At 45.0% G+C, this 19,890-nt stretch carries 20 protein-coding genes; 17 read left to right on the forward strand and 3 right to left on the reverse strand.

Annotation, left to right across the window (positions count from 1 at the left end):
• The first annotated feature begins 1 nt into the window (after window position 1).
• The 7 genes from ccoS to FG11_RS04480 all read left to right on the forward strand — a co-directional run bounded on the left by ccoS (window position 2) and on the right by FG11_RS04480 (window position 5,090).
• Window positions 2-139 carry a cbb3-type cytochrome oxidase assembly protein CcoS gene (gene ccoS / locus FG11_RS04450; protein WP_025224222.1) on the forward strand — a complete coding sequence of 46 codons (138 nt, stop codon included), beginning with the start codon at window positions 2-4 and terminating at the stop codon, window positions 137-139.
• 72 nt (window positions 140-211) lie between these two features.
• Window positions 212-1,648 (forward strand): cytochrome-c oxidase, cbb3-type subunit I, encoded by a 1,437-nt coding sequence (ccoN, locus tag FG11_RS04455; protein ID WP_020181894.1) that lies wholly within the window; start codon window positions 212-214, stop codon window positions 1,646-1,648.
• A gap of 10 nt (window positions 1,649-1,658) precedes the next feature.
• A complete protein-coding gene (gene ccoO / locus FG11_RS04460; protein WP_020181895.1) occupies window positions 1,659-2,285 on the forward strand; it encodes a cytochrome-c oxidase, cbb3-type subunit II in 627 nt (208 codons plus the stop codon).
• Between the two features lie 16 nt (window positions 2,286-2,301).
• Window positions 2,302-2,439 carry a cbb3-type cytochrome oxidase subunit 3 gene (locus FG11_RS04465; protein WP_020181896.1) on the forward strand — a complete coding sequence of 46 codons (138 nt, stop codon included), beginning with the start codon at window positions 2,302-2,304 and terminating at the stop codon, window positions 2,437-2,439.
• An 11-nt stretch (window positions 2,440-2,450) separates the two neighbouring features.
• Window positions 2,451-3,350, forward strand: a complete 900-nt coding sequence (gene ccoP, locus FG11_RS04470; protein ID WP_025224223.1) for a cytochrome-c oxidase, cbb3-type subunit III — start codon at window positions 2,451-2,453, stop codon at window positions 3,348-3,350.
• A complete protein-coding gene (ccoG, locus tag FG11_RS04475) occupies window positions 3,347-4,807 on the forward strand; it encodes a cytochrome c oxidase accessory protein CcoG (protein ID WP_020181898.1) in 1,461 nt (486 codons plus the stop codon). Before ccoP ends, ccoG begins: the two co-directional genes overlap by 4 nt.
• 22 nt (window positions 4,808-4,829) lie before the next feature.
• Window positions 4,830-5,090 carry a FixH family protein gene (locus FG11_RS04480; protein WP_020181899.1) on the forward strand — a complete coding sequence of 87 codons (261 nt, stop codon included), beginning with the start codon at window positions 4,830-4,832 and terminating at the stop codon, window positions 5,088-5,090.
• 10 nt (window positions 5,091-5,100) lie between these two features.
• Here FG11_RS04480 and FG11_RS04485 read toward each other — a convergent pair whose 3' ends face one another.
• Together FG11_RS04485 and fnr are read right to left on the reverse strand one after the other, a co-directional pair.
• A complete protein-coding gene (locus tag FG11_RS04485) occupies window positions 5,101-5,949 on the reverse strand; it encodes a radical SAM protein (protein ID WP_047533403.1) in 849 nt (282 codons plus the stop codon).
• A 57-nt stretch (window positions 5,950-6,006) separates the two neighbouring features.
• A complete protein-coding gene (fnr, locus tag FG11_RS04490; protein ID WP_026361688.1) occupies window positions 6,007-6,726 on the reverse strand; it encodes a fumarate/nitrate reduction transcriptional regulator Fnr in 720 nt (239 codons plus the stop codon).
• A 283-nt stretch (window positions 6,727-7,009) separates the two neighbouring features.
• On the opposite strand from fnr, the gene hemN reads away from it, so the two are divergent.
• The gene (hemN, locus tag FG11_RS04495) at window positions 7,010-8,380 is read left to right on the forward strand and encodes an oxygen-independent coproporphyrinogen III oxidase (protein ID WP_047535762.1); all 1,371 of its coding nucleotides are present in this window, start codon (window positions 7,010-7,012) and stop codon (window positions 8,378-8,380) included.
• 13 nt (window positions 8,381-8,393) lie between these two features.
• Complete coding sequence (locus FG11_RS04500) at window positions 8,394-9,071, forward strand: sulfite exporter TauE/SafE family protein (RefSeq protein WP_200884560.1); 678 nt, start codon at window positions 8,394-8,396, stop codon at window positions 9,069-9,071.
• A gap of 107 nt (window positions 9,072-9,178) precedes the next feature.
• Here FG11_RS04500 and FG11_RS04505 read toward each other — a convergent pair whose 3' ends face one another.
• Window positions 9,179-9,880, reverse strand: a complete 702-nt coding sequence (locus FG11_RS04505; RefSeq protein ID WP_047533408.1) for an OmpW/AlkL family protein — start codon at window positions 9,878-9,880, stop codon at window positions 9,179-9,181.
• Between the two features lie 150 nt (window positions 9,881-10,030).
• Between FG11_RS04505 and FG11_RS04510 the strand changes: the two genes are divergently transcribed.
• From FG11_RS04510 to FG11_RS04545, 8 genes are all read left to right on the forward strand, one after another.
• On the forward strand, window positions 10,031-10,222 hold the full coding sequence (locus tag FG11_RS04510) for a CsbD family protein (RefSeq protein ID WP_232418328.1): 192 nt from the start codon (window positions 10,031-10,033) through the stop codon (window positions 10,220-10,222).
• A gap of 285 nt (window positions 10,223-10,507) precedes the next feature.
• A complete protein-coding gene (locus FG11_RS04515) occupies window positions 10,508-11,827 on the forward strand; it encodes a glycosyltransferase family 4 protein (RefSeq protein ID WP_235276335.1) in 1,320 nt (439 codons plus the stop codon).
• 503 nt (window positions 11,828-12,330) lie between these two features.
• Window positions 12,331-12,888 (forward strand): DUF4114 domain-containing protein, encoded by a 558-nt coding sequence (locus FG11_RS04520; protein ID WP_052184931.1) that lies wholly within the window; start codon window positions 12,331-12,333, stop codon window positions 12,886-12,888.
• Window positions 12,889-13,043: 155 nt separating this feature from the next.
• Window positions 13,044-14,183: a sugar phosphate nucleotidyltransferase gene (locus tag FG11_RS04525; RefSeq protein WP_020181909.1), complete on the forward strand. Its 1,140-nt coding sequence runs from the start codon at window positions 13,044-13,046 to the stop codon at window positions 14,181-14,183.
• Window positions 14,184-14,509: 326 nt separating this feature from the next.
• Window positions 14,510-15,289 (forward strand): XrtB/PEP-CTERM-associated transcriptional regulator EpsA, encoded by a 780-nt coding sequence (gene epsA, locus FG11_RS04530; protein ID WP_052185068.1) that lies wholly within the window; start codon window positions 14,510-14,512, stop codon window positions 15,287-15,289.
• Window positions 15,290-15,588: 299 nt separating this feature from the next.
• Window positions 15,589-16,413 (forward strand): PEP-CTERM sorting domain-containing protein, encoded by an 825-nt coding sequence (locus FG11_RS04535; protein WP_047533412.1) that lies wholly within the window; start codon window positions 15,589-15,591, stop codon window positions 16,411-16,413.
• A gap of 115 nt (window positions 16,414-16,528) precedes the next feature.
• Window positions 16,529-18,019 (forward strand): hypothetical protein, encoded by a 1,491-nt coding sequence (locus tag FG11_RS04540; protein WP_020181912.1) that lies wholly within the window; start codon window positions 16,529-16,531, stop codon window positions 18,017-18,019.
• A 163-nt stretch (window positions 18,020-18,182) separates the two neighbouring features.
• Window positions 18,183-19,883, forward strand: coding sequence for a ShlB/FhaC/HecB family hemolysin secretion/activation protein (locus FG11_RS04545; protein WP_235276336.1), 1,701 nt, complete (start codon window positions 18,183-18,185; stop codon window positions 19,881-19,883).
• Window positions 19,884-19,890: the final 7 nt, after the last annotated feature.

Genomic DNA, 19,890 nt, shown 5'->3' on the forward strand with positions numbered 1-19,890 from the left:
CATGGATATTTTATTTTTATTGGTACCGCTGTCAGTTGTCCTAGTGTTTTTTATTTTAGGCGGCTTATGGTGGGCAATTAATACCGGTCAATTTGAAGACATTGAGCCGGAAGGTGAACGTATTCTGCACGAAGATTGATTTGTATCAATTTGGATACAGCAATTTTACGGCAAACTGATTTGTAGTCATTAAGTAACTTTGGAGAAGTCAATGCAACTTGAACATGCGCAACCAACCACCTATAACGACAAGGTGGTGCGGCAATTTTCTATTATGGCTGTCGTCTGGGGCGTCTTTGGGATGCTCATGGGCGTTATCATTGCCGCCCAACTGGTATGGCCGGAGCTCAATCTGGGTTTACCATGGACTAGTTTTGGTCGCTTAAGACCACTACACACCAATGCGGTGATTTTTGCATTTGGTGGCTGTGCGTTGTTTGCAACTTCTTTGTATGTAGTGCAACGCACCTGTCAGACGCGTTTATTCTGTGGCAAGCTGGCCTCGTTTATGTTCTGGGGCTGGCAGGCTGTGATTGTGGCTGCAGCCATTTCTCTGCCATTAGGTTATACCCAAGGTAAAGAATATGCAGAGCTGGAATGGCCGATTGATATCCTTATCGCCATTGTGTGGATCTCTTATGCGGTTGTTTTCTTTGGCACCATTGCGCAACGTAAGGTGAAACATATCTATGTCGCCAACTGGTTCTACGGCGCTTTTATTATCGCAGTTGCTTTGCTGCATATCGTCAATAGTGCGGCGATTCCAGCAGGTTATATGAAGTCTTATTCTGCCTATGCGGGTGTGCAAGATGCCATGGTGCAATGGTGGTATGGTCATAACGCTGTGGGCTTCTTCCTAACGGCTGGCTTTTTGGGCATGATGTATTACTTTGTGCCTAAGCAAGCAGAGCGTCCAGTGTATTCATACAGCTTGTCTATCGTACACTTTTGGGCATTGATATTTACCTACATGTGGGCGGGCCCGCACCACTTGCATTACACCGCGTTACCAGATTGGACACAATCATTAGGTATGGTGTTCTCACTGATTCTACTGGCACCAAGCTGGGGTGGCATGATCAACGGCATTATGACCTTATCTGGCGCATGGCATAAATTGCGTACAGACCCGATCTTACGTTTCTTGATTGTTTCGCTTTCTTTCTATGGCATGAGTACATTTGAAGGCCCAATGATGGCGATTAAAACGGTGAATGCTTTATCACATTACACCGATTGGACTGTTGGGCACGTGCATTCTGGTGCGTTAGGTTGGGTTGGGTTAATTTCCATGGGTTCACTGTATTACATGATTCCACGCCTGTTTGGCCAAAAACAAATGTACAGCGTCAAAGCGATTGAGTTGCACTTTTGGTTAGCCACAATCGGCATCGTGTTGTATATCGCTGCTTTATGGATTTCTGGCGTGATGGAAGGCTTGATGTGGCGTGCCATGAATGCGGACGGCACCTTGGCGTACACCTTTGTAGAAAGTGTAAAAGCTAAGTTCCCATACTACTTTACCCGTTTACTAGGGGGTAGCTTGTATCTCAGCGGCATGTTAGTGATGCTCTGGAATACCTATAAAACGGCCACCAATGGTAAACCAGTGGTGGTGAATATTCCTCCTGTAACTGCGCACGCTTAAGGAAGACAAGATGTCGAATGAACAAAAGAAAGGTGGCTTTAGCCACGAGAAAGTAGAAACCAACAGCTTTTTGTTGATTGTGTTAACACTGATTACCATTGCATTTGGTGGGCTGGTAGAGATCGTGCCGCTGTTTTTCCAAAAATCGACCACAGAGCCGATTCGTGGACTTGAGCCTTACACGGCTGTGCAATTAGCCGGGCGCGATGTGTACATTCGTGAAGGCTGCTACAACTGCCACTCACAAATGGTGCGCCCATTCCATGCGGAAACGTTGCGTTATGGACATTACTCAGTAGCGGGTGAGTATGTGTATGACCATCCATTCCAATGGGGTAGTAAACGTACTGGCCCAGATTTACACCGAGTTGGTGGTCGCTACAGCGATGATTGGCATCGTATTCACCTGAATAACCCACGTGATTTAGTACCTGAGTCTATTATGCCGGCTTACCCATGGTTAGAAACCGCGCAAGTTGATCCTTCACAAATGGCGCCTAGAATGCGTGCACTCCGCACGGTAGGTGTGCCATATACCGATGCACAAATTGCAGCGGCGGCTGATGAAGTGAAAGGTAAGACAGAAATGGATGCGGTGATTGCTTATCTGCAAGTGTTGGGTACCCACCTCAAATAATTAACAGGAGCAGCACATGGAAATTACGACATTGCGTGTATTGGCTACGGTGGTTAGCTTCTTGGTGTTTGTTGGGATTGCGGTTTGGGCTTGGCGCAATCGCGATTCATCAGGCTTTAAAGAGGCAGAATCACTGCCGTTTATAGAAGATTAAGGGAAGTTATTATGAGTGATTTTGTTCATGGGTTTTGGCCGGCGTTTATTACGGCCATCAGTTTAGGCGGTATTTTCGGTTGCGTACTATTGCTCTGGTTTGCTAGCAAAGTGAAAGTCAACGTAGCAGATGATGGTTCTAACGGCCACGTTTGGGATGAAGATTTGCGTGAAATGAACAACCCAATGCCGATGTGGTGGGTGGGTTTGTTTATCATCACTGTGATTTTTGGCTTGTCCTATTTGTTCTTGTTCCCGGGCTTAGGGACGTATGCAGGCAAACTGGGCTGGACGGAGATTAAAGAGTACGAGGCGGAAGTGGCTAAAACTAACGCTGCCATCGCGCCTATTTATGCTAAATACGCGGCAACCTCTGTCGAGGACTTAGCGAAAAATGAAGAAGCCAAAGGGATTGGGCAACGTTTGTTTTTGAATAATTGCGCACAATGTCATGGCTCAGATGCACGTGGTAGTCGTGGCTTTCCAAATTTAACCGATCACGATTGGTTACATGGTGGTAGCCCTGAAAAAATCAAAGAGACGATTGTCAATGGTCGTATCGGTATGATGCCTCCAATGGCTGGCGCGCTGGGCACAGAAGATGATGTCAAGAATGTAGCTAACTATGTGTTAAGCCTCTCTGGCAGTATGTATGATTCTGGACGTGCCGGCGCTGGTAAAGCCAAATTTGGTGTATGTGCAGCATGTCATGGCGCGGATGGTAAAGGCAACCCGATGATTGGCGCACCCAACCTAACAGATAATATTTGGTTACATGGCGCTGGCGAGGCGGCCATTATTAAACGTATCCACGAAGGTAAAGTAAACCAAATGCCAGCATGGCAAACCAAATTCACACCTGAGCAAATTCATGTGTTGACCGCCTATGTGTGGGGTTTGTCCAATAAATGATCGATGCTAAACCGCGGGGCGTGAAAGAGACAGCGATTCCACTGGAACAGGTGGTGTATTCGCTGTATCAATCTCAAGACAAGATCTACCCCCGCAGTGTCAGTGGCATATTTAACAATTGGCGCTGGGCCATGGTCTGGCTCACCCAATTGTTTTTTTATGGCGTGCCTTGGTTGGAGTGGGGGCAACGTCAGGCCATGCTGTTTGATATAGAGGCCAAGCGCTTTTATATTTTTGGCTTGGTATTTAATCCGCAAGATCTCATCTACCTTACTTTTTTGCTCATACTTTCTGCGCTTGCGCTGTTTCTGTTTACCGCCGTGGCTGGTAGGCTGTGGTGTGGGTACACTTGCCCGCAGACCGTGTATACCGAAATATTTTTGTGGATTGAAGCAAAGATAGAAGGGGATAGAGCCGCCAGAATGCGGCTAGATCAGTCCGGTGCCAATGTTAAAAAAGTCAGCAGAAAATTCTTCAAACACGTTGTTTGGATTGTTTTCTCCTTATGGACGGGCTTTACCTTCGTCGGTTATTTCACACCCATCCGTGAGTTGTCCGCGCATTTAATGCAATGGTCCATGGGCCCGTGGGAAATGTTCTGGGTAGGTTTCTACGGTTTTGCCACTTATGGCAACGCAGGATTCATGCGCGAGCAAGTCTGTAAATACATGTGTCCTTATGCACGCTTTCAAAGCGCAATGTTTGATGATGACACGTTGATTGTGACGTATGACGAGGCAAGAGGCGAGCCACGCGGTGGCCGTAATAAGAAATCGGTTGAGGCCAATGCCAAACTGGGTTCTTGCATTGATTGTAGCTTGTGCGTGCAAGTGTGCCCAACCGGGATAGATATTCGCGAAGGTTTGCAATACGAATGTATTGGTTGTGGTGCTTGTGCAGACGTGTGCGATACGGTCATGGATAAAATGGGCTTTGCCCGTGGCTTGATTAAATACTCCACACAAAATGCCATGCAGCAACACTGGTCTCGTCATCAGATTTTGCAGCGTGTACTCAGGCCTAGAGTGCTGATTTATTCTGCCATTTTGGGTTTGTTGACATTAGGCTTAGCCATTAGCTTATATGTGAAACCGTCATTCCGTGTGGATGTATTAAGAGACCGCACGGTAATATCACGCATTTCTCAAGACAACAAGCTTGAGAATGTATACCGCATAAAAATCATGAATAATGCAGAAGTGACACAGCAGTACGAGGTACATGTACTTGCGGATGCCGCGTTTGAAGCAGAGTTTAGCGAGATGAAATCGCTGCCGATTGACCGTGCACGCTACGTGATGGATATCAAACCAGGACAGGAACGTTCCTTGGTGATGGAGCTCAAAGTAGCGGACGGTGTGTTGAATCGTGGTTCGCATCCGATTGCTTTCCAAGTTAAATCACTGGGTACGCAAGAAACCACGGTAGAAAAATCTGTATTTATTATCACGCAGTAAACTCAAATTAAAGGTGTAGCGAATGAATCAAATGCAATCTAAACGTTGGTGGCAATATGGGTATGTATGGTTACTGATTGCCGGGCCTACACTGGTGGTGATTGCATCTTTTATTACTGCTTATTTGGCCATTACGCACCCGGATCCTCCCATTGAAGATTACTATCGCAAAGGTATCGAAATCAATAAAACGCTGGATGCCGAACGTGATGGCTTGGTCCCTGCAGTGCAAGGTAGAAACCATGCAGCAACTGGCGTAAAACCTACGCAGCCTGCAAACTAGGGCAAGACACTTATTCGCTCACATGCACGGTAATGCCTAACTGGCGAATTTGATGTGCAAAATCAGCCAGCCAAGCCTTGGGCACAGCCGAAATCCATGGTGCTTCCGGCTGATGTGATGGCCTAGCAACACCGTACACATAGACACCTTCAATCTCACTACTGACTTGTGCCAAGCAATTTAAGTAAGCCTCAACAAACTGCACATCGGGGGGCAAACCATGCCACGCAAACACACAAGTCTGTACCCAAGTAGGGCAGAGTGCAGTGCACGCGCGGAGACGTGACAACTGTTGTTGCGGATTCACATGCACATGGTTGATGCGTTGAATATCGTTGCGTGTGCCTGCATCTAACTTAAACCAGACCTCACCGTACATACCTTGTAAATACGCGATATTGTCTAATACCTGTTTGCGATGCATGAGGCTACCATTGGTGATAAGCCGTGTTTTTACTGCAGGTGGCAACTGATATTGGTGACGCAGCGCCTCAACAACTTCTAACGCTTGGTGCAACGCAATACAACTGGTAGGTTCGCCATCACCAGAAAACGCAATATCGCTCAATACGCGCATTTCAGGACCAACATGCTGTTGCATAAAGTCAGTATGTATCAGCATGGTCAGCGCTAGATTTAACTCACTCTCTAACTGCCGAACATTGAGCACTGGTGCCATGCCGCGAGTGAGGTTAGGCACTTGGCAATACACGCATTGCCAGTTACAAGCATGGTTAGGGTTGAGGTTAATGCCGAGCGATACGCCGCCAGCGCGTCTGGAGACTACTGGGTAAACATAGGTGTAATTTTCAAAATGACGGTAGTGATCATGTACCGATAGTAGCTCTGATTCAGGCATGGTAGTCACTAAAGGTACATATGTGCTGCTAGTTGTTGGTTCAAATGACCAACTGACTTAGCCACACGACTGCGGTGTAAAAATATTCTTCAGTGCATCCGGATTGAGAATTTTGACATTGCGTTGCTTGACTTCAATAATGCCTTCTTCGCTAAATTTTGAAAATGTGCGGCTGACTGTCTCTAACTTCATGCCTAAATAGCTGCCGATTTCCTCACGTGTCATGCGTAATACAAACTCAGTTTGGGAAAATCCACGTGCATGTAGCCGTTGCACGAGATTGAGTAAAAAAGCTGCAAGGCGCTCTTCTGCACGCATGTTGCCCAATAGCATCATGACACCATTTTCACGCACGATTTCCCGGCTCATGATTTTATGTACATGACGTTGCAACACTGGAAATTCGCGTGAAAGTTCTTCTACGTTCTCAAACGGCATGACACACACTTCGGCGTCTTCCAGCGCAATTGCGTTGCAGTGATGCTGGTCACTGACAATGCCATCCATGCCAATGATTTCACCCGCCATTTGAAAGCCTGTCACTTGTTCGCGGCCATCTTCTGACAGCACAGAGGTTTTAAAGTAGCCGGTACGAATCGCGTATAAAGTAGTGAACGGGTCGCCATGGCTAAATAAATGACTGCCTTCTTTAATGCGTTTTCTGGTAGAGACCACGCTGTCTAACTTCACCATTTCTGCTTGCTGCAGGCCGACTGGCATACACAACTCACGCAAATTACAGTTGGAACAGGCAACTTTAAATGATTCAGGATTCATTGGTGGCGATATCCAAGCTTGGTCTGACAAAGAGCTTACATTATATGCTTCCGTCAACGTGATTGCATCTAGCATGGTGTGATCCTGATGTAGAGGTGATAACGGATTATGCTGGATTGTATTTTTCATTGTTTGATGTACATCAAAGAGTTTGCCGATTAATGATGGCAAAGTAGCGCTTATCTTAAGGAGCACCATCATGACGACAGCCAATTCTATATATGCGGTTTTAGAGGATGTAATAGTTGCGCATTTACCAGAAAACAAATCATCGACTTTGCCAATGATTTCGCCATCGCACATTAAGCAATACGATGTAGCGGGGCCACGTTATACGTCTTACCCTACGGCGGATCGCTTTGTAGAAGCGTTTACTGAAGACGCCTATATACAAGCTTTGGCGCAACGCAGAGTGAGTCGTTGGACACAGCCCTTATCTATTTATGTACATATTCCATTTTGCGAATCGCTTTGTTTTTATTGTGCCTGCAATAAAATCATCACCAAGCAACACAAAAAAAGTACAGAGTACTTGCGTTACTTAAGTCGCGAAATTGATTTAAATATTGCCCATTTGGGTCGTGGTCAAACTGTGACCCAATTGCATTTAGGGGGTGGTTCGCCTACATTTTTCTCCGATGAAGAGTTAACCGAATTGATGACCATGATACGGCATCATTTTGAGTTGCCAATTACCGGTGAGTACTCGATTGAGATAGACCCAAGAACAGTGGATGCGCAACGGCTAGCCCATTTAGCCGCATTGGGATTCAATCGCTTGAGCTTTGGTGTGCAGGATTTTGACGAAGAAGTGCAAAAAGCCGTACACCGTATTCAGCCTGCTGAGCAAGTGTTTGACTTAACAAAAGCAGCACGTCAACTAGGCTTTAATTCAATGAATGTAGACTTGATTTATGGCTTACCTAAGCAATCAACCGAGTCATTTAAACGTACCTTGGATCAGGTTGTCGAGCTTAAGCCTGATCGTGTGGCTTTATATGCCTACGCACATCTGCCAGAGCGCTTCAAACCACAACGCCGCATCAGCCAATATGAGTTGCCATCGGCTGCTACTAAAATCAGTATGTTATCGGATGCGATTAGTACCTTGATGCAAGCTGGCTACATCTATATTGGTATGGATCACTTTGCATTGCCTACAGATGCGTTGGCGATAGCGAAAAAGCAGGGGCGTTTGCACCGCAATTTTCAAGGCTATAGTACGCAAGCCGATAGTGATTTAATTGGTTTGGGCGTCTCATCGATTGGCCGCATTGGCGCGACTTACAGCCAAAATGCGAAAGGCCTGGCAGAGTACTACGATCATATTGATCAAGGGCATTTGCCAGTTGCACGTGGGTTGGCGTTATCTCGCGATGATTTGATCAGGCGTGCTGTGATTATGGCTATTATGTGTCATGGTGAATTACAATACGAGTCTATTGAATTATCTTATATGATTCGCTTTAACGAATACTTCTCACAAGAGCTTACTGCGCTGAAAGAAAAAGAACAGGCGGGAATGCTCACCATGGAGCAGGATGGTTTTAAAGTGACTGAGATGGGATGGTTCTTTGTGCGTGCAATCGCCATGGTATTTGATCGTTACCTCCAAATCGATACTAACCGAGCGCGTTTTTCTAAAATTATTTAGTGAACACCTATCGTTGCCTGACATTCCATTTTCATTTGCAGTTGCCACTTTCTTGATGGGTTTTGCAGGCGGGCCGCACTGCGTGGCTATGTGCGGCGGCGCCTGTGCTTATATTCGACAAAACCAATCGCAACCTTACGATTACCTCATATTTCAAGCAGGCAGATTAGTCGGCTATGCCAGCTTAGGCGCAGTAGCGGCTTCCTCAGTCAAAAGTCTGGCTTGGGTGTCAGAACAAACCGCCACTTTGCATCCTTTATGGACATTTTTTCATGTGCTTGTGCTTGCTTGGGGGCTAATGTTGTTATTGCTAGCACGTCAACCCATTTGGGCTGACCAAGTAGGTAAGGGTATATGGGCACGCTTACGCCAAGTTGCAGGGCCCTCTAAAGGTGTATTTTTCACAGGCATGCTATGGGTGCTAATGCCCTGCGGGTTGTTGTATTCGGCTTTACTAGTCGCTTCCCTGCAAGCCAATCCACTCAATGGTGCTATCAGTATGGCTACCTTTGCAGCGGGCAGCAGTATTTCACTTATTTTAGCGCCGCAACTTTGGTTAAAACTTAAATCGGGTATTTCCTGGTTAACAGATGCAACCAGTATGCGTTTGGCAGGCTTATTGCTGACCTTGGTCAGTGCCACTGCGATTTGGATGGACTTAACACATCAAGTAAAAATTTGGTGTAATTGAGTCCTAAGTTTGTTGTGGTTGATGGTCAAAAAAACCTCTAACCTAGTGGGGACTAGGAAAGAGGCAAGGGAGCAGACCAAGTGGAGCAATAGGTTAAACTTTTACCGTTAAAACTTTTTACCGATGCCGATACCAACCACCCATGGATTAATATCAAGCGAGTCAATTTTTCTCCATGCATTGCCAGTAACCGCGCCTTTTAACTTCACGTCAGTATCCAGCCATACATATTTAACATCCGCATTAATAAGCCAGCCATCTTTTAAATTAATGTCAAAGCCTGCTTGCAGTGCAGGGCCCCAGCTATCGCTATCAATCTTAATTTTATTGCCGTTGATGGCGCCAGCGCTGCCTTTTAAATTACGGTCTAGCATGATGGTGTAGTTGATGCCTGCACCCACGTAAGGGTCAAATGTTTGGTCAGGATTAAAGTGCCACTGTGCTGTTAACGTAGGGGGCAGCAAGTTGACGCTACCCAATGCCTGGTTGCCTACAACCCCAGCGCGATCACCTTGAATGCTGACATTGTGGCGAGTGCCTACGGCCAAAATCAACTCAGCAGCAATGTTTTTAGTAATGTAGTAAGAAATATCCAACTCAGGAATCACTTTATCGCTCACAGCCAATTCTGCGCTGGGCGTCATCACAGATGCACCCACAACGTTATTCACAGTGCGACCTAATTTGCTGTCTTCATTTGGGCTGACATTCACTGCACGCAAGCGAACTACCCAATCGCCTTCCTCGGCGTAAGCAAAAAAAGGTGTAAAAGATGTGGCAATTAAAAGGCTAATGATTGTTTTTTTCATTTTTTTTGAACTCCGTATGTAAATTAAGAATCTGATGATTTGCATCTTACGTGTGTATTTCTTAAGTAGATTTGATATGGGTCAAATGGAATGCACTTAAATTCCATAAAATACAAGCATGAGGAGAGCGTAATGATTGGGAGCTATGGCATGACAAATTTGAATCAACTAAAAGGCAAAATTCAAGCCTCTTGGACTAAGTTAACGGATGATGATTTTGATACAAATGGATTAAGGCGGCAGCAAATTGTGTTGAAGTTACAAGAGAAGTATGGCTATAAAAAAGAACAGGCTGAAAATGCCTTGAAAGATTGGGAAATAAAGAACAGAAGTTTTCTCTAATTAACTCATGTATTTAGTGTGAGAGTTTGATTGCGACTAAGTACGCACAGAATTTTTATGTGTCTGTGGTATTGCAAACCAAACTAAACCAAACCAAACGAAACCATTTTATAGTCCGAACGGACTAGATAAACCGCGTATTTAGTCATCTTGATGAAATCTGGCTAAGACATCCTTACACCCTATTCACAAACGTTTGTTTGATGTTTGTAACGAAGAGGGTTTATGGTTAAAAAGCGAATAAAATCAACAAGTCATCAGCTTGTCAAAACATACACAGCGCTTTTGTCTGCCTCACGATTTTTGCTGGATAACGTGAGCTCACTGCTACGTATCCGTATATTCAATAAATTGGCTTCTGATTCTAGTTGTTCAACTACCGCGCAGCATTCAGCATTCAACTTATCACCACAAGCTTTTATTTTAGATGCCAGCGTTTCTGAGTCTGGCTATGTTGGTACTTGGTATCACGACTACTCACAAACAGCCAAGCCCTTACGCGTCATGATGCTGGGGTTACGTGGCTTTCCGCAGGTGCAGGGTGGCATAGAAACACACGCAGAGCATTTAGCGCCATTGTTAGTTCAGCAAGGGTGTCAGTTGGAAGTGATTGTTCGTGCCGCGTACCAACCGCAGGCAGTGGGCAATGTATGGCAAGGCGTTAAGTTCACACGTTTGTGGGCGCCTAAATCAAAAGGTTTAGAAGCCATCGTACATACCTTTTTGGGTGTGATATATGCCGCCATCAAGCGCCCTGATATTTTGCATATCCATGCCATTGGCCCGGCACTGATGACGCCGTTAGCAAGATTACTCGGCCTAAAAGTGGTGATCACGCATCATGGGCCAGATTACGATAGACAAAAATGGGGTAAGTTTGCCAAGTGGGTACTCAAAGCGGGGGAGTGGGCAGGTATGCGCTTTGCCAATGGCAGAATTGTTATCTCAAATGTCATTCGCGAACTTGTTGTGCACAAGCATGGCGTGCATTCGGAAATCATTCGTAACGGCGTGGTCATGCCTAGCTTAGATACATGTGATTCACATTTGGCGCAGTTTGGCTTGGAAAAGCAGCGCTATATCTTGCAAGTAAGTCGGTTGGTGCCTGAAAAGCGTCATTTAGACTTGATCCATGCATTTACACAAGCACGTTTTAATGGCTACAAACTAGTATTAGTGGGAACATCCGACCATCCGGATGCGTATGTTGCACAAATTGAACAAGCTGCCCGCGCGAATAGCAATGTTGTACTCACAGGATTTCAAACAGGAGATGTGTTGAAGAGTCTGTACACACATGCCGCTTTGTTTGTATTACCATCCTCGCATGAAGGGCTGTCTATTTCATTGTTAGAGGCATTGAGTTACGGCTTGCCCGTATTAGCGAGTGATATACCTGCTAATAAAGAATTGGAGTTGAACCCAATGGCTTATTTTGAATTGGGCAATATTGAAATGTTGACCGAGAAAATGCACTCAAAATTACATCATCCGCAATCCGAAGAAGCCAAAATGGACAAGCGTGCATGGATAGATAGCCAATATAATTGGCGGAAAGTGGCTGAAAAAACCTATAGCGAATATCGTAGGGCTGCTACTGATTAAGATAACACCCACTATTGGCGCGGCATAGTTACACCAATCTATTCATGCATCTAAGTTTTAGATAAGGTTTTAAGTAAGCAGCTAAACATTGCCAATCGTTTAGCATAGTCATTTCACTCGGTTTGCTAATTGCGCTACATTATTTAAGTGCGCAACATTATAAGACCGCTGCATTAGTGGACAACCACCTCACTACATCATCTCAGTCACAACATGCCCGTGTGCTAAGTAGATTGCGCGAATATTGATCCCAAAAATAGCCAAGCCATTGCGTGTAGCTTGCCGTATATGCAAGAAAAAACAAACAAAATTGAACTGGCCGCAGTTCATTCTGTCGGATGCTTAAAGCACCTTTAAAGATGCATTAACGTATTGACCCATTAGCCCTTTCAGGCTAATCTGATACTAAATGACTATCACTTTCATAAAACTTTAATTACAGTGTCATGTGGATAGCACATCCTCTGTTGAGGGAAAATATTTTTAATATGAGGAGTTTTAAAATGAGTTTAATGAAAGCCTTAGCATTCGCTTTATCTCTGAGTGCACCAATGCTAGTTTCCGCAACAGAATCCGTGCCTTTTAACCTATCACCTAATGGCAATAACCTATATGTGGCCAGCACTGGTGATGTGGTACTTACTTTTTTATCCAAGGATGCTGATTACTTCAATGATTTGTTCTTGGCTGGTATTGCCACACCAATTTTAAATAACCAATCTGCTGTTTCTGGTGCCCAGTTCAATTTAGGTAGTTTTGAAGCTGGTACACAACTTACATTTGGTATGTTTGTTTACAACACAAGCAATACGTTTTACAACGGGGCTGCATCTCTTAACCCAGATGGTTTAATTCATGCTGCTTATAGCGACGTGGTTGGTAACAATGTGACCATTGGTTTTGAAGACTTGTTTGCAGGTGGTGATACAGACTATAACGACTTAGTGTTTTCACTGAATAATGTGTCTGTGTCTGCCGTACCAGAGCCAGAAACTTATGCCATGTTGACCTTGGGACTTGGTTTAATTGGTTGGGCAAGCAAACGCCGCCAGTCAAAATAATCACAATAGTCATCTCAAATTAAAAAAAGCGATTGTTTCAATCGCTTTTTTTATGGGCGCTGTTTGCCAAATTGCAGTGACCGTCATAGTAAGGTCATGAATCATCGCTATCATGCTGATGAAGGTAGTAATCGTCACAGCAAAGAGAGCATGCAATGAAAGCAATGATTTTAGCGGCAGGCAAGGGCACACGCGTCCGTCCGCTGACCTATGAGTTACCTAAGCCTATGATTCCCATATTAGGCAAGCCAGTCATGGCGTATTTGATTGAGCATTTGGCACAGCATCAAATTAAAGACGTGATGGTAAATGTCAGCTATTTACATGAAAAAATTCAACAGTATTTTGGCGATGGACATCGCTTTGGCGTCAATATTGGCTATTCGTTTGAAGGCGATATAGACAATGGAAAAATTGTACCCAGCCCCGTAGGGTCAGCAGGTGGCATGCGCAAGATTCAGGATTTTGGTGGGTTTTTTGATGAAACCACGATTGTCATTTGTGGGGACGCCATCATTGATTTGGATATTACCAAAGCGGTCGCTGAGCATAAGCAGAAGGGCGCTTTAGTCAGTTTGGTGGCCAAAGAGGTACCTACAGATAAAGTGTCCGGCTATGGCATTGTCGTCACCGATGACGCCGGAAAGATTATCTCTTTTCAGGAAAAGCCAACACAGCAAGAAGCCCGTTCCAATTTGGCGAGTACTGGCATTTATATCTTTGAGCCAGAGGCGCTCAACCTGATTCCATCCGGGAGTACGTTTGATATCGGGTCGGATTTGTTCCCGCTGCTGGTCGAAAGAAATTTGCCGTTTTATGCTATCAACCATCCTTTTAACTGGATCGATATTGGCTTAGTCTCCGATTACTGGTTAGTCATGCAGCAAGTCATGCGTGGTGAAGTACCTAGCATGCCGATGCCTGGCACCCAAATTAAGCCTGGCGTGTGGGTGGGGTTAAATGTACATATTGATTGGGAGCACACCAGCATTGAAGGCCCCGTGTATTTAGGCTCTGGCGTTAGAGTGGATAAAGGCACGCAGATTATTGGCCCAAGCTGGATCAGTAATGGCTGTCATATTCAACGCGGTGGGCGTGTAGTGCGTAGCGTGTTGTTTGAATACACCCGTGTTGGGCAAGACTATACGTTTGAAGACATGATCGTATGCGGTGAGTATTGTGTCGATAAAAGCGGGCGCATGATGCATGTGGATGATGATGCTTGTGATCTGATTTGGTCGGATGCCCGTGAAAAAGTGATCTACCCAATGAATTACGCACATGCAAGGCTATAAGGTAATGTGGACTATAAGTTAATGTGATAGTGGGGCACTAGTGCAAATAGACTACATGCGTACATCGGCATGTCATCTGCCTTAAATAGCATAGCTCATATTTTAAACTCCCCGTTGGCGTGTTTGTGATGAATGATTTTGCATCACGCCTTTTTTCTTATGTGGCCTGTGAGAGTTGTTACAAAACTGTAAAAAAACTGACACTTAGTATTCATGCTAGTGTCATTCACATGGTCAAGAATAGTGCACTAATTATAATTAAATCAAAGAGCACTATCATCATTACTCAGCCCAGCCACCAGACGAGCCACCCAGAAGCGGAAGCCATGCTAAGTGCCGAACAGCGCTTAGTGTTTATGGAGGTGATTGAGGAATCGTTACGTTTAACGCAACGCACACACTTATTTAACTGGCTACAACGCGGCGTGCAATATTTAATTGGGCACGAAGTCATGCTGTTTGGCGTGCGTTCGTCGGATAGTGATTTATATGATTATGAGTACTTCACCTCATCACGTTATTTTGGTGAGTTGCAGTTTAATCAGGTGATTAAAAAAGACGAAGGTATCGTCAGAAAAGCATTGGCTACATGGAACAAAACCGGCACGCCAGTGTTTGTGACCAATCAAATCATGCCGGTCGATTTTAATCATTATGGCGTGATGAGCGCCGAAGACGATGAGCTATTGGCTGCTGAGCTTAAAAACTTTGTAGTGCATGGGTTTGGTGACAACCGTACACGCATTTCTACGGTAGTTGCATTTGGCCGCTTGTCTTCTCCTATTTCTGCGCATACCGCCTATTTGCTGGAACTGATCATGCCGCATTTGCATTGCGCATTGATTAAAGTGACTGCGAATCGTAGCGGCGTCTCAATGATATTAAATACGCCGCACACCACTAAAAAAATCACGAAACGTGAGTTTGAGATTTTGCAGTGGTTACATATGGGCAAAACCAATTGGGAGATATCTTCTATTTTGGAAATTAGCCCGTTGACCGTCAAGAATCATGTCCAAAATATTCTGCGCAAATTAGATGTAGAGAATCGCGGTCAAGCGGCTGTCAAGGCTGCCAAGTTGGGCTTAGTCACCATCTCCAATTAGCTTTTCTAGCTGTGAATTTAATCGTCACAAAATCTGCATCATTCCTAGTTCTTTCGGACTAGTTTATCTCCAATAAATATCACACCGTCTTTTTATACTTTTAAGTGAGTAATAGGTTTGATTAAGCGCCATTACCAGTAGTCCAGACAGACTAGATGAAAAGTTAGGGATGTCATACGCGGTGATTAAAGTGGCGAAGTCGCTTAATTAGATGGCATAAGCGAGATAGGTTGCCAAATAGCAGCACATATTGGCAAACAGTAGTGTTAAGTGTTTTTTTAATTTTTTGGGAGAAAAGTATGAAATTTCAATTGAAAGCATTGGCAGCAGCAATGGTATTGGCAGCAGCTGTACCAGCACAAGCGGCTATCGACTTTGCTAGTACAGGTAACAGCAGTTTGTCATTAGCAGTGTTCGATTCAGTAAATAACGTATCTGCATTGTTTGACTTAGGTAAAAGCTACAGTGATTTTAGTGTTATCGGTAGTTCATTTGCAGACAGCAACATAGACGCTTTGGGCACAAATCTATCATGGAATTTGACCGGTGGTGATTATTCTACTGCTTGGAATACATTCCTATCTTCAGCAAATATTGCAAACTTGCAGTTTGCAGTAATCGCTGCAGACAATAATGCAGGTACAGCAGCTGGTAACAAAGGCATTATTAGTACATTAAATGCTGAAACAGTTACTAGCGTAAACAATCTTGTATTGCTAGCGCAACTTGCTGGTTGGGATACCTACTTGGCTGCTGGGCAAACTGATAATGGCACAATTTACCAAAATCATTTACTGGTGGATAACGGTGCTAGTGTTGGTAACTCTGGTAAAGCAAATACATTGGGCTATTTTGGCCAAAATAAAAACAATGCCGCAGGTGGCGTTTCAGTGGGCAATATTGGCCAATCTTTAGCGGTATATCAGCAGGTGTCTGGCCCTTCTACAACGTCAACAGGCGCATTCACACTTTTTGGTAACAACGCAACTTTCACATTAGGTACTAATGGCGTATTGACTTACGCAACTGCACCGGTTGTTGAAGTGCCAGAAGCTGATACATGGGCCATGATGATGTTGGGCTTAGGCTTTATGGGCTTTGTAGCACGTCGTAAACAAGCGTAATTCGATTCAAACTCTGCCACGGCGAAGCGCTCGCCATCTACTGAACTAAACGAGTAGACCCTGAAATTGCTTCAGGGTGGCGGACTACTTATACCTATTATTTGAGGGAACGATCATGAAAATGAAACAAATCGCATTATTGGTAGCTGGCTTAGCGGCTTCAGCTTCTGTATTGGCAGCACCTGTGACTGTGGGCGAAATTGATGCTGCACGTTCAGCAGGTACATTGCAACAAGCTTGGATCTCTGGTGCATCTGCACCAACTAAATCAGTATACGAAGGCTGGGTAGGTTCTGGTACAGGCGTAGGCTGTGACTCTGGTACTAATACTATTTTTACTAACGCAACTGGCGCTTCAAACGTACCGGGTGGCTTAGGTAACTTTACTGCTTATGCATGTAAACGCTCTGGTATCGTTTCTGTGTTGTATCACACATTAGACGGCGGTTCATTGAATGCCTATTCACCACACACAGTGGGTACACGTTTAGCACGCCTTAAATTTGTAGGTACAGGTAACGGTTGTACATCAAACGCAAGTTATGTAGATGCAACCAATACTGAAAACAATGCAACCGTATGGAAGGGTTGTACTCGCGTAGGTAATGTATTGCCAGGTACGGGTGCTACGGCAGCATCCAACTCAGCCAATGCAACTGCAGTTGCGGCTGATCCATTTGCACCACAATTACCAGTAGGCGGTTTTTCTGATGTGGAAGCCGCCTTATTTCCACCAGTAATCGGTGGCGGTAATGTGTCTGCTAAAGGTGTTGAAAGTGATGCTAACGTAGGTCAAGTATTTGGCGTGGCAGTCAGTACGCATTTATACCGTGCATTGCAAGCTAAGCAAGGTTTGTCTGATGTGAACTCAACGACATACGACCCAGTCAATGCGCCAACCATTACACGTGCACAGTATGTGGCTATTGTTAGTTCAGGTGGTGCAGCTAACGGTGACTGGACACCTATTTTAGGTAGCAATCCGGGTAAAGTAAAAGTGGAGCGCCGTGTAAATACCTCTGGTTCACAAGCGAGCTCAAACGCATTCTTCTTAGCAAACCCGTGCGCTGATGGCGCAAGTGCTTCACTCTTCCCAGCAGCAACTGCAACTGACTCAACAACAGATTACGTTGTGACTGAGAATGCAGGTTCAGGCGATGTAAAAACACGCATCACTACTGCAACTTCAACGGGTGGCGTAGAAGGTTACGCAATCGGTGTGTTATCCACTGAGAATAACTGGCGCTTAGACAGTGGTACACAAAATGGCTACCGCTATGTCAAAGTAGATGGCGTACACCCAGAGTTAGGTGATACTGAAAATGCACGTGTAACAGCTACAAACGGCGACTACGAGTTCCACATGGAAATGAAGAACTTTGTACGTAGTAACTATGCTGGTGTACCTGCTAAAACAGCGTTTGAAAACAATGTTGTCGGCCAAATCACTGCAGCATTGGCTAACCCACAAGCAGCAGCTTGTGCAGTATTGCCACGTGGCTTGACATTAAATCCACTGGCAGGCTCTGTATGTACAGTTGGCGCACAAGTAGCACGTGCAACTAACTTGGGTAAAAACTGCTCACCAGCACAATTAGTACAATAATCTAACTTTCTCTGACACACACAGAGTAGCTAGTCAAAAGCACACACCTCACAAGGGTGTGTGTTTTTTTATGTGCAATAGATGTTGGTGCGGACTAGTCTTTTTCATCAACCTGAAACATAGTTTTTTGATAATGATGGAGTTTTTATAAATTGAAGTTGGTATGCAAACACCTCTCTTGCGAAAGCCCATAGCGAAACACAGATGGACTTACATATTGTTATTGCTGGCACCTTTACGTGTGCTTGCTGAGCATGCGGAGGCACCACCAGCGCCTAGCACCGAGCAAGATGGCCCAGCTCCATTTAGTCAATCCAATGGTTCTCCGGCTCCGGATAAGACCACGCAAGCACCTGAAAAAGAAACGCCTAAGTTTAATGTGTTTGAGTTTAAGGTGGATGGCAATACCGTGTTAGGCGCCAGCAAGATTGAAGAAGCGGTGTACCCGTTTATGGGTGAGGCCAAGACCATTGATGATGTAGAGAAGGCGCGTAGTGCGTTAGAAAAAACTTATCAAGATGCTGGCTACCTCACGGTATCTGTGAGCATTCCGCAACAAGAGGTAGATACCGGTGTAGTGCGCTTGTTAGTCACAGAAGGCACGGTAGAAGCATTACGTATCAAAGATGCGCAATATACTTCTTTGGCAGAAATCAAATCGCGTGTGGCGGAATTTCAGGAAGGCAAGGTACCGCATTTTCCTACTGCGCAACAACAATTGGGCACGGTCAACAAAGGTCAAAACCGCCAAGTGACGCCTGTGCTAAGGCCTGGAAAATCGCCCGGCAAAGTGGATGTGGATTTAAAGGTACAAGACAAACTGCCTTTGCATGGCAGCTTAGAATTGAATGATCGCTACTCGTCTAATACCACCGAAACACGGCTGAATGGCTCGATGCGCTATGAAAACCTTTGGCAAAAAGACCATAGCATTGGTTTGAGTTTTCAAGTCTCGCCAGAAGATTTGAACGAAGTGAAAGTGTTCTCTGGCACGTATGTGATTCCGCGCTTGAATGGTGATTACTTTGCTGCTTACGGCGTGATTTCAGACAGTGATATCAGTGCGGTGGGTGATGTGAGTGTGATTGGTAAGGGCTACATTGCTGGCGCGCGCTATATCCATCCCTTGCCTTATAGTGAGAATTTTTATCAAGGTCTGACGCTGGGTGCTGATTACAAAACCTTTAAAGAAAGCGTTGTGTTGCTGGGCGCGGACGGGTTTAACACACCGATTTCTTATCTCGCCTTTATGGTGGGTTACGATGGCACGTATCAAACGTCAAGCTCGCAAACGCAACTCAACCTTGCCTTTAACTTTGCGCCACGTGGCTTGGGTAACAATGAGCGCGAATTTAATGATAAACGTGATGATGCCAAGCCTAACTATGCATTTTTACGGGCGGATTTAAAACACACGCACAAACTGCCCATGGATTGGTCTGTGCAGGCAAAGTTGGGCGGCCAAATTGCGAGCGATAAATTGATCTCAGCTGAGCAATTTACCATTGGCGGCGTGGATTCCGTGCGTGGTTATCTTGAATCCAGCGAGTTAGGTGATAACGGTGTACTTGCTTCTTTAGAACTGCGCACGCCGCCACTCAAAAAATATATCAGCCAGCATTTATTTAGTGACTACATCAAAGACTTTTACGCCTTTGGGTTTGTAGATGCAGGTATCACAAAAACATACCTGTTATCAGGGAGCGATAGTACGCGTGAGCTCACTTCGGCCGGGTTGGGTTTCAAGATTAAAAGCAATGGTGGTGTATTTACCAACCTAGATTATGCGCACGCTTACAAAGATGCGGTGCAGGTCGACAAGGGTGATGATCGCCTACATTTTAGAGTGGGCTACGAGTGGTAACCGTTAG

Origin of the sequence: Methylotenera sp. N17, assembly GCF_000799155.1 — a bacterium.
Taxonomy (GTDB): domain Bacteria; phylum Pseudomonadota; class Gammaproteobacteria; order Burkholderiales; family Methylophilaceae; genus Methylophilus.

Bases quoted from the DNA above. Each gene is read 5' to 3' on its own strand.
- ccoS (WP_025224222.1), top strand. From the start codon at position 2: ATGGATATTTTATTTTTATTGGTACCGCTGTCAGTTGTCCTAGTGTTT.
- ccoN (WP_020181894.1), top strand. From the start codon at position 212: ATGCAACTTGAACATGCGCAACCAACCACCTATAACGACAAGGTGGTG.
- ccoO (WP_020181895.1), top strand. From the start codon at position 1,659: ATGTCGAATGAACAAAAGAAAGGTGGCTTTAGCCACGAGAAAGTAGAA.
- FG11_RS04465 (WP_020181896.1), top strand. From the start codon at position 2,302: ATGGAAATTACGACATTGCGTGTATTGGCTACGGTGGTTAGCTTCTTG.
- ccoP (WP_025224223.1), top strand. From the start codon at position 2,451: ATGAGTGATTTTGTTCATGGGTTTTGGCCGGCGTTTATTACGGCCATC.
- ccoG (WP_020181898.1), top strand. From the start codon at position 3,347: ATGATCGATGCTAAACCGCGGGGCGTGAAAGAGACAGCGATTCCACTG.
- FG11_RS04480 (WP_020181899.1), top strand. From the start codon at position 4,830: ATGAATCAAATGCAATCTAAACGTTGGTGGCAATATGGGTATGTATGG.
- FG11_RS04485 (WP_047533403.1), bottom strand. From the start codon at position 5,949: ATGCCTGAATCAGAGCTACTATCGGTACATGATCACTACCGTCATTTT.
- fnr (WP_026361688.1), bottom strand. From the start codon at position 6,726: ATGAATCCTGAATCATTTAAAGTTGCCTGTTCCAACTGTAATTTGCGT.
- hemN (WP_047535762.1), top strand. From the start codon at position 7,010: ATGATTTCGCCATCGCACATTAAGCAATACGATGTAGCGGGGCCACGT.
- FG11_RS04505 (WP_047533408.1), bottom strand. From the start codon at position 9,880: ATGAAAAAAACAATCATTAGCCTTTTAATTGCCACATCTTTTACACCT.
- FG11_RS04510 (WP_232418328.1), top strand. From the start codon at position 10,031: ATGACAAATTTGAATCAACTAAAAGGCAAAATTCAAGCCTCTTGGACT.
- FG11_RS04520 (WP_052184931.1), top strand. From the start codon at position 12,331: ATGAGTTTAATGAAAGCCTTAGCATTCGCTTTATCTCTGAGTGCACCA.
- FG11_RS04525 (WP_020181909.1), top strand. From the start codon at position 13,044: ATGAAAGCAATGATTTTAGCGGCAGGCAAGGGCACACGCGTCCGTCCG.
- epsA (WP_052185068.1), top strand. From the start codon at position 14,510: ATGCTAAGTGCCGAACAGCGCTTAGTGTTTATGGAGGTGATTGAGGAA.
- FG11_RS04535 (WP_047533412.1), top strand. From the start codon at position 15,589: ATGAAATTTCAATTGAAAGCATTGGCAGCAGCAATGGTATTGGCAGCA.
- FG11_RS04540 (WP_020181912.1), top strand. From the start codon at position 16,529: ATGAAAATGAAACAAATCGCATTATTGGTAGCTGGCTTAGCGGCTTCA.
- FG11_RS04545 (WP_235276336.1), top strand. From the start codon at position 18,183: ATGCAAACACCTCTCTTGCGAAAGCCCATAGCGAAACACAGATGGACT.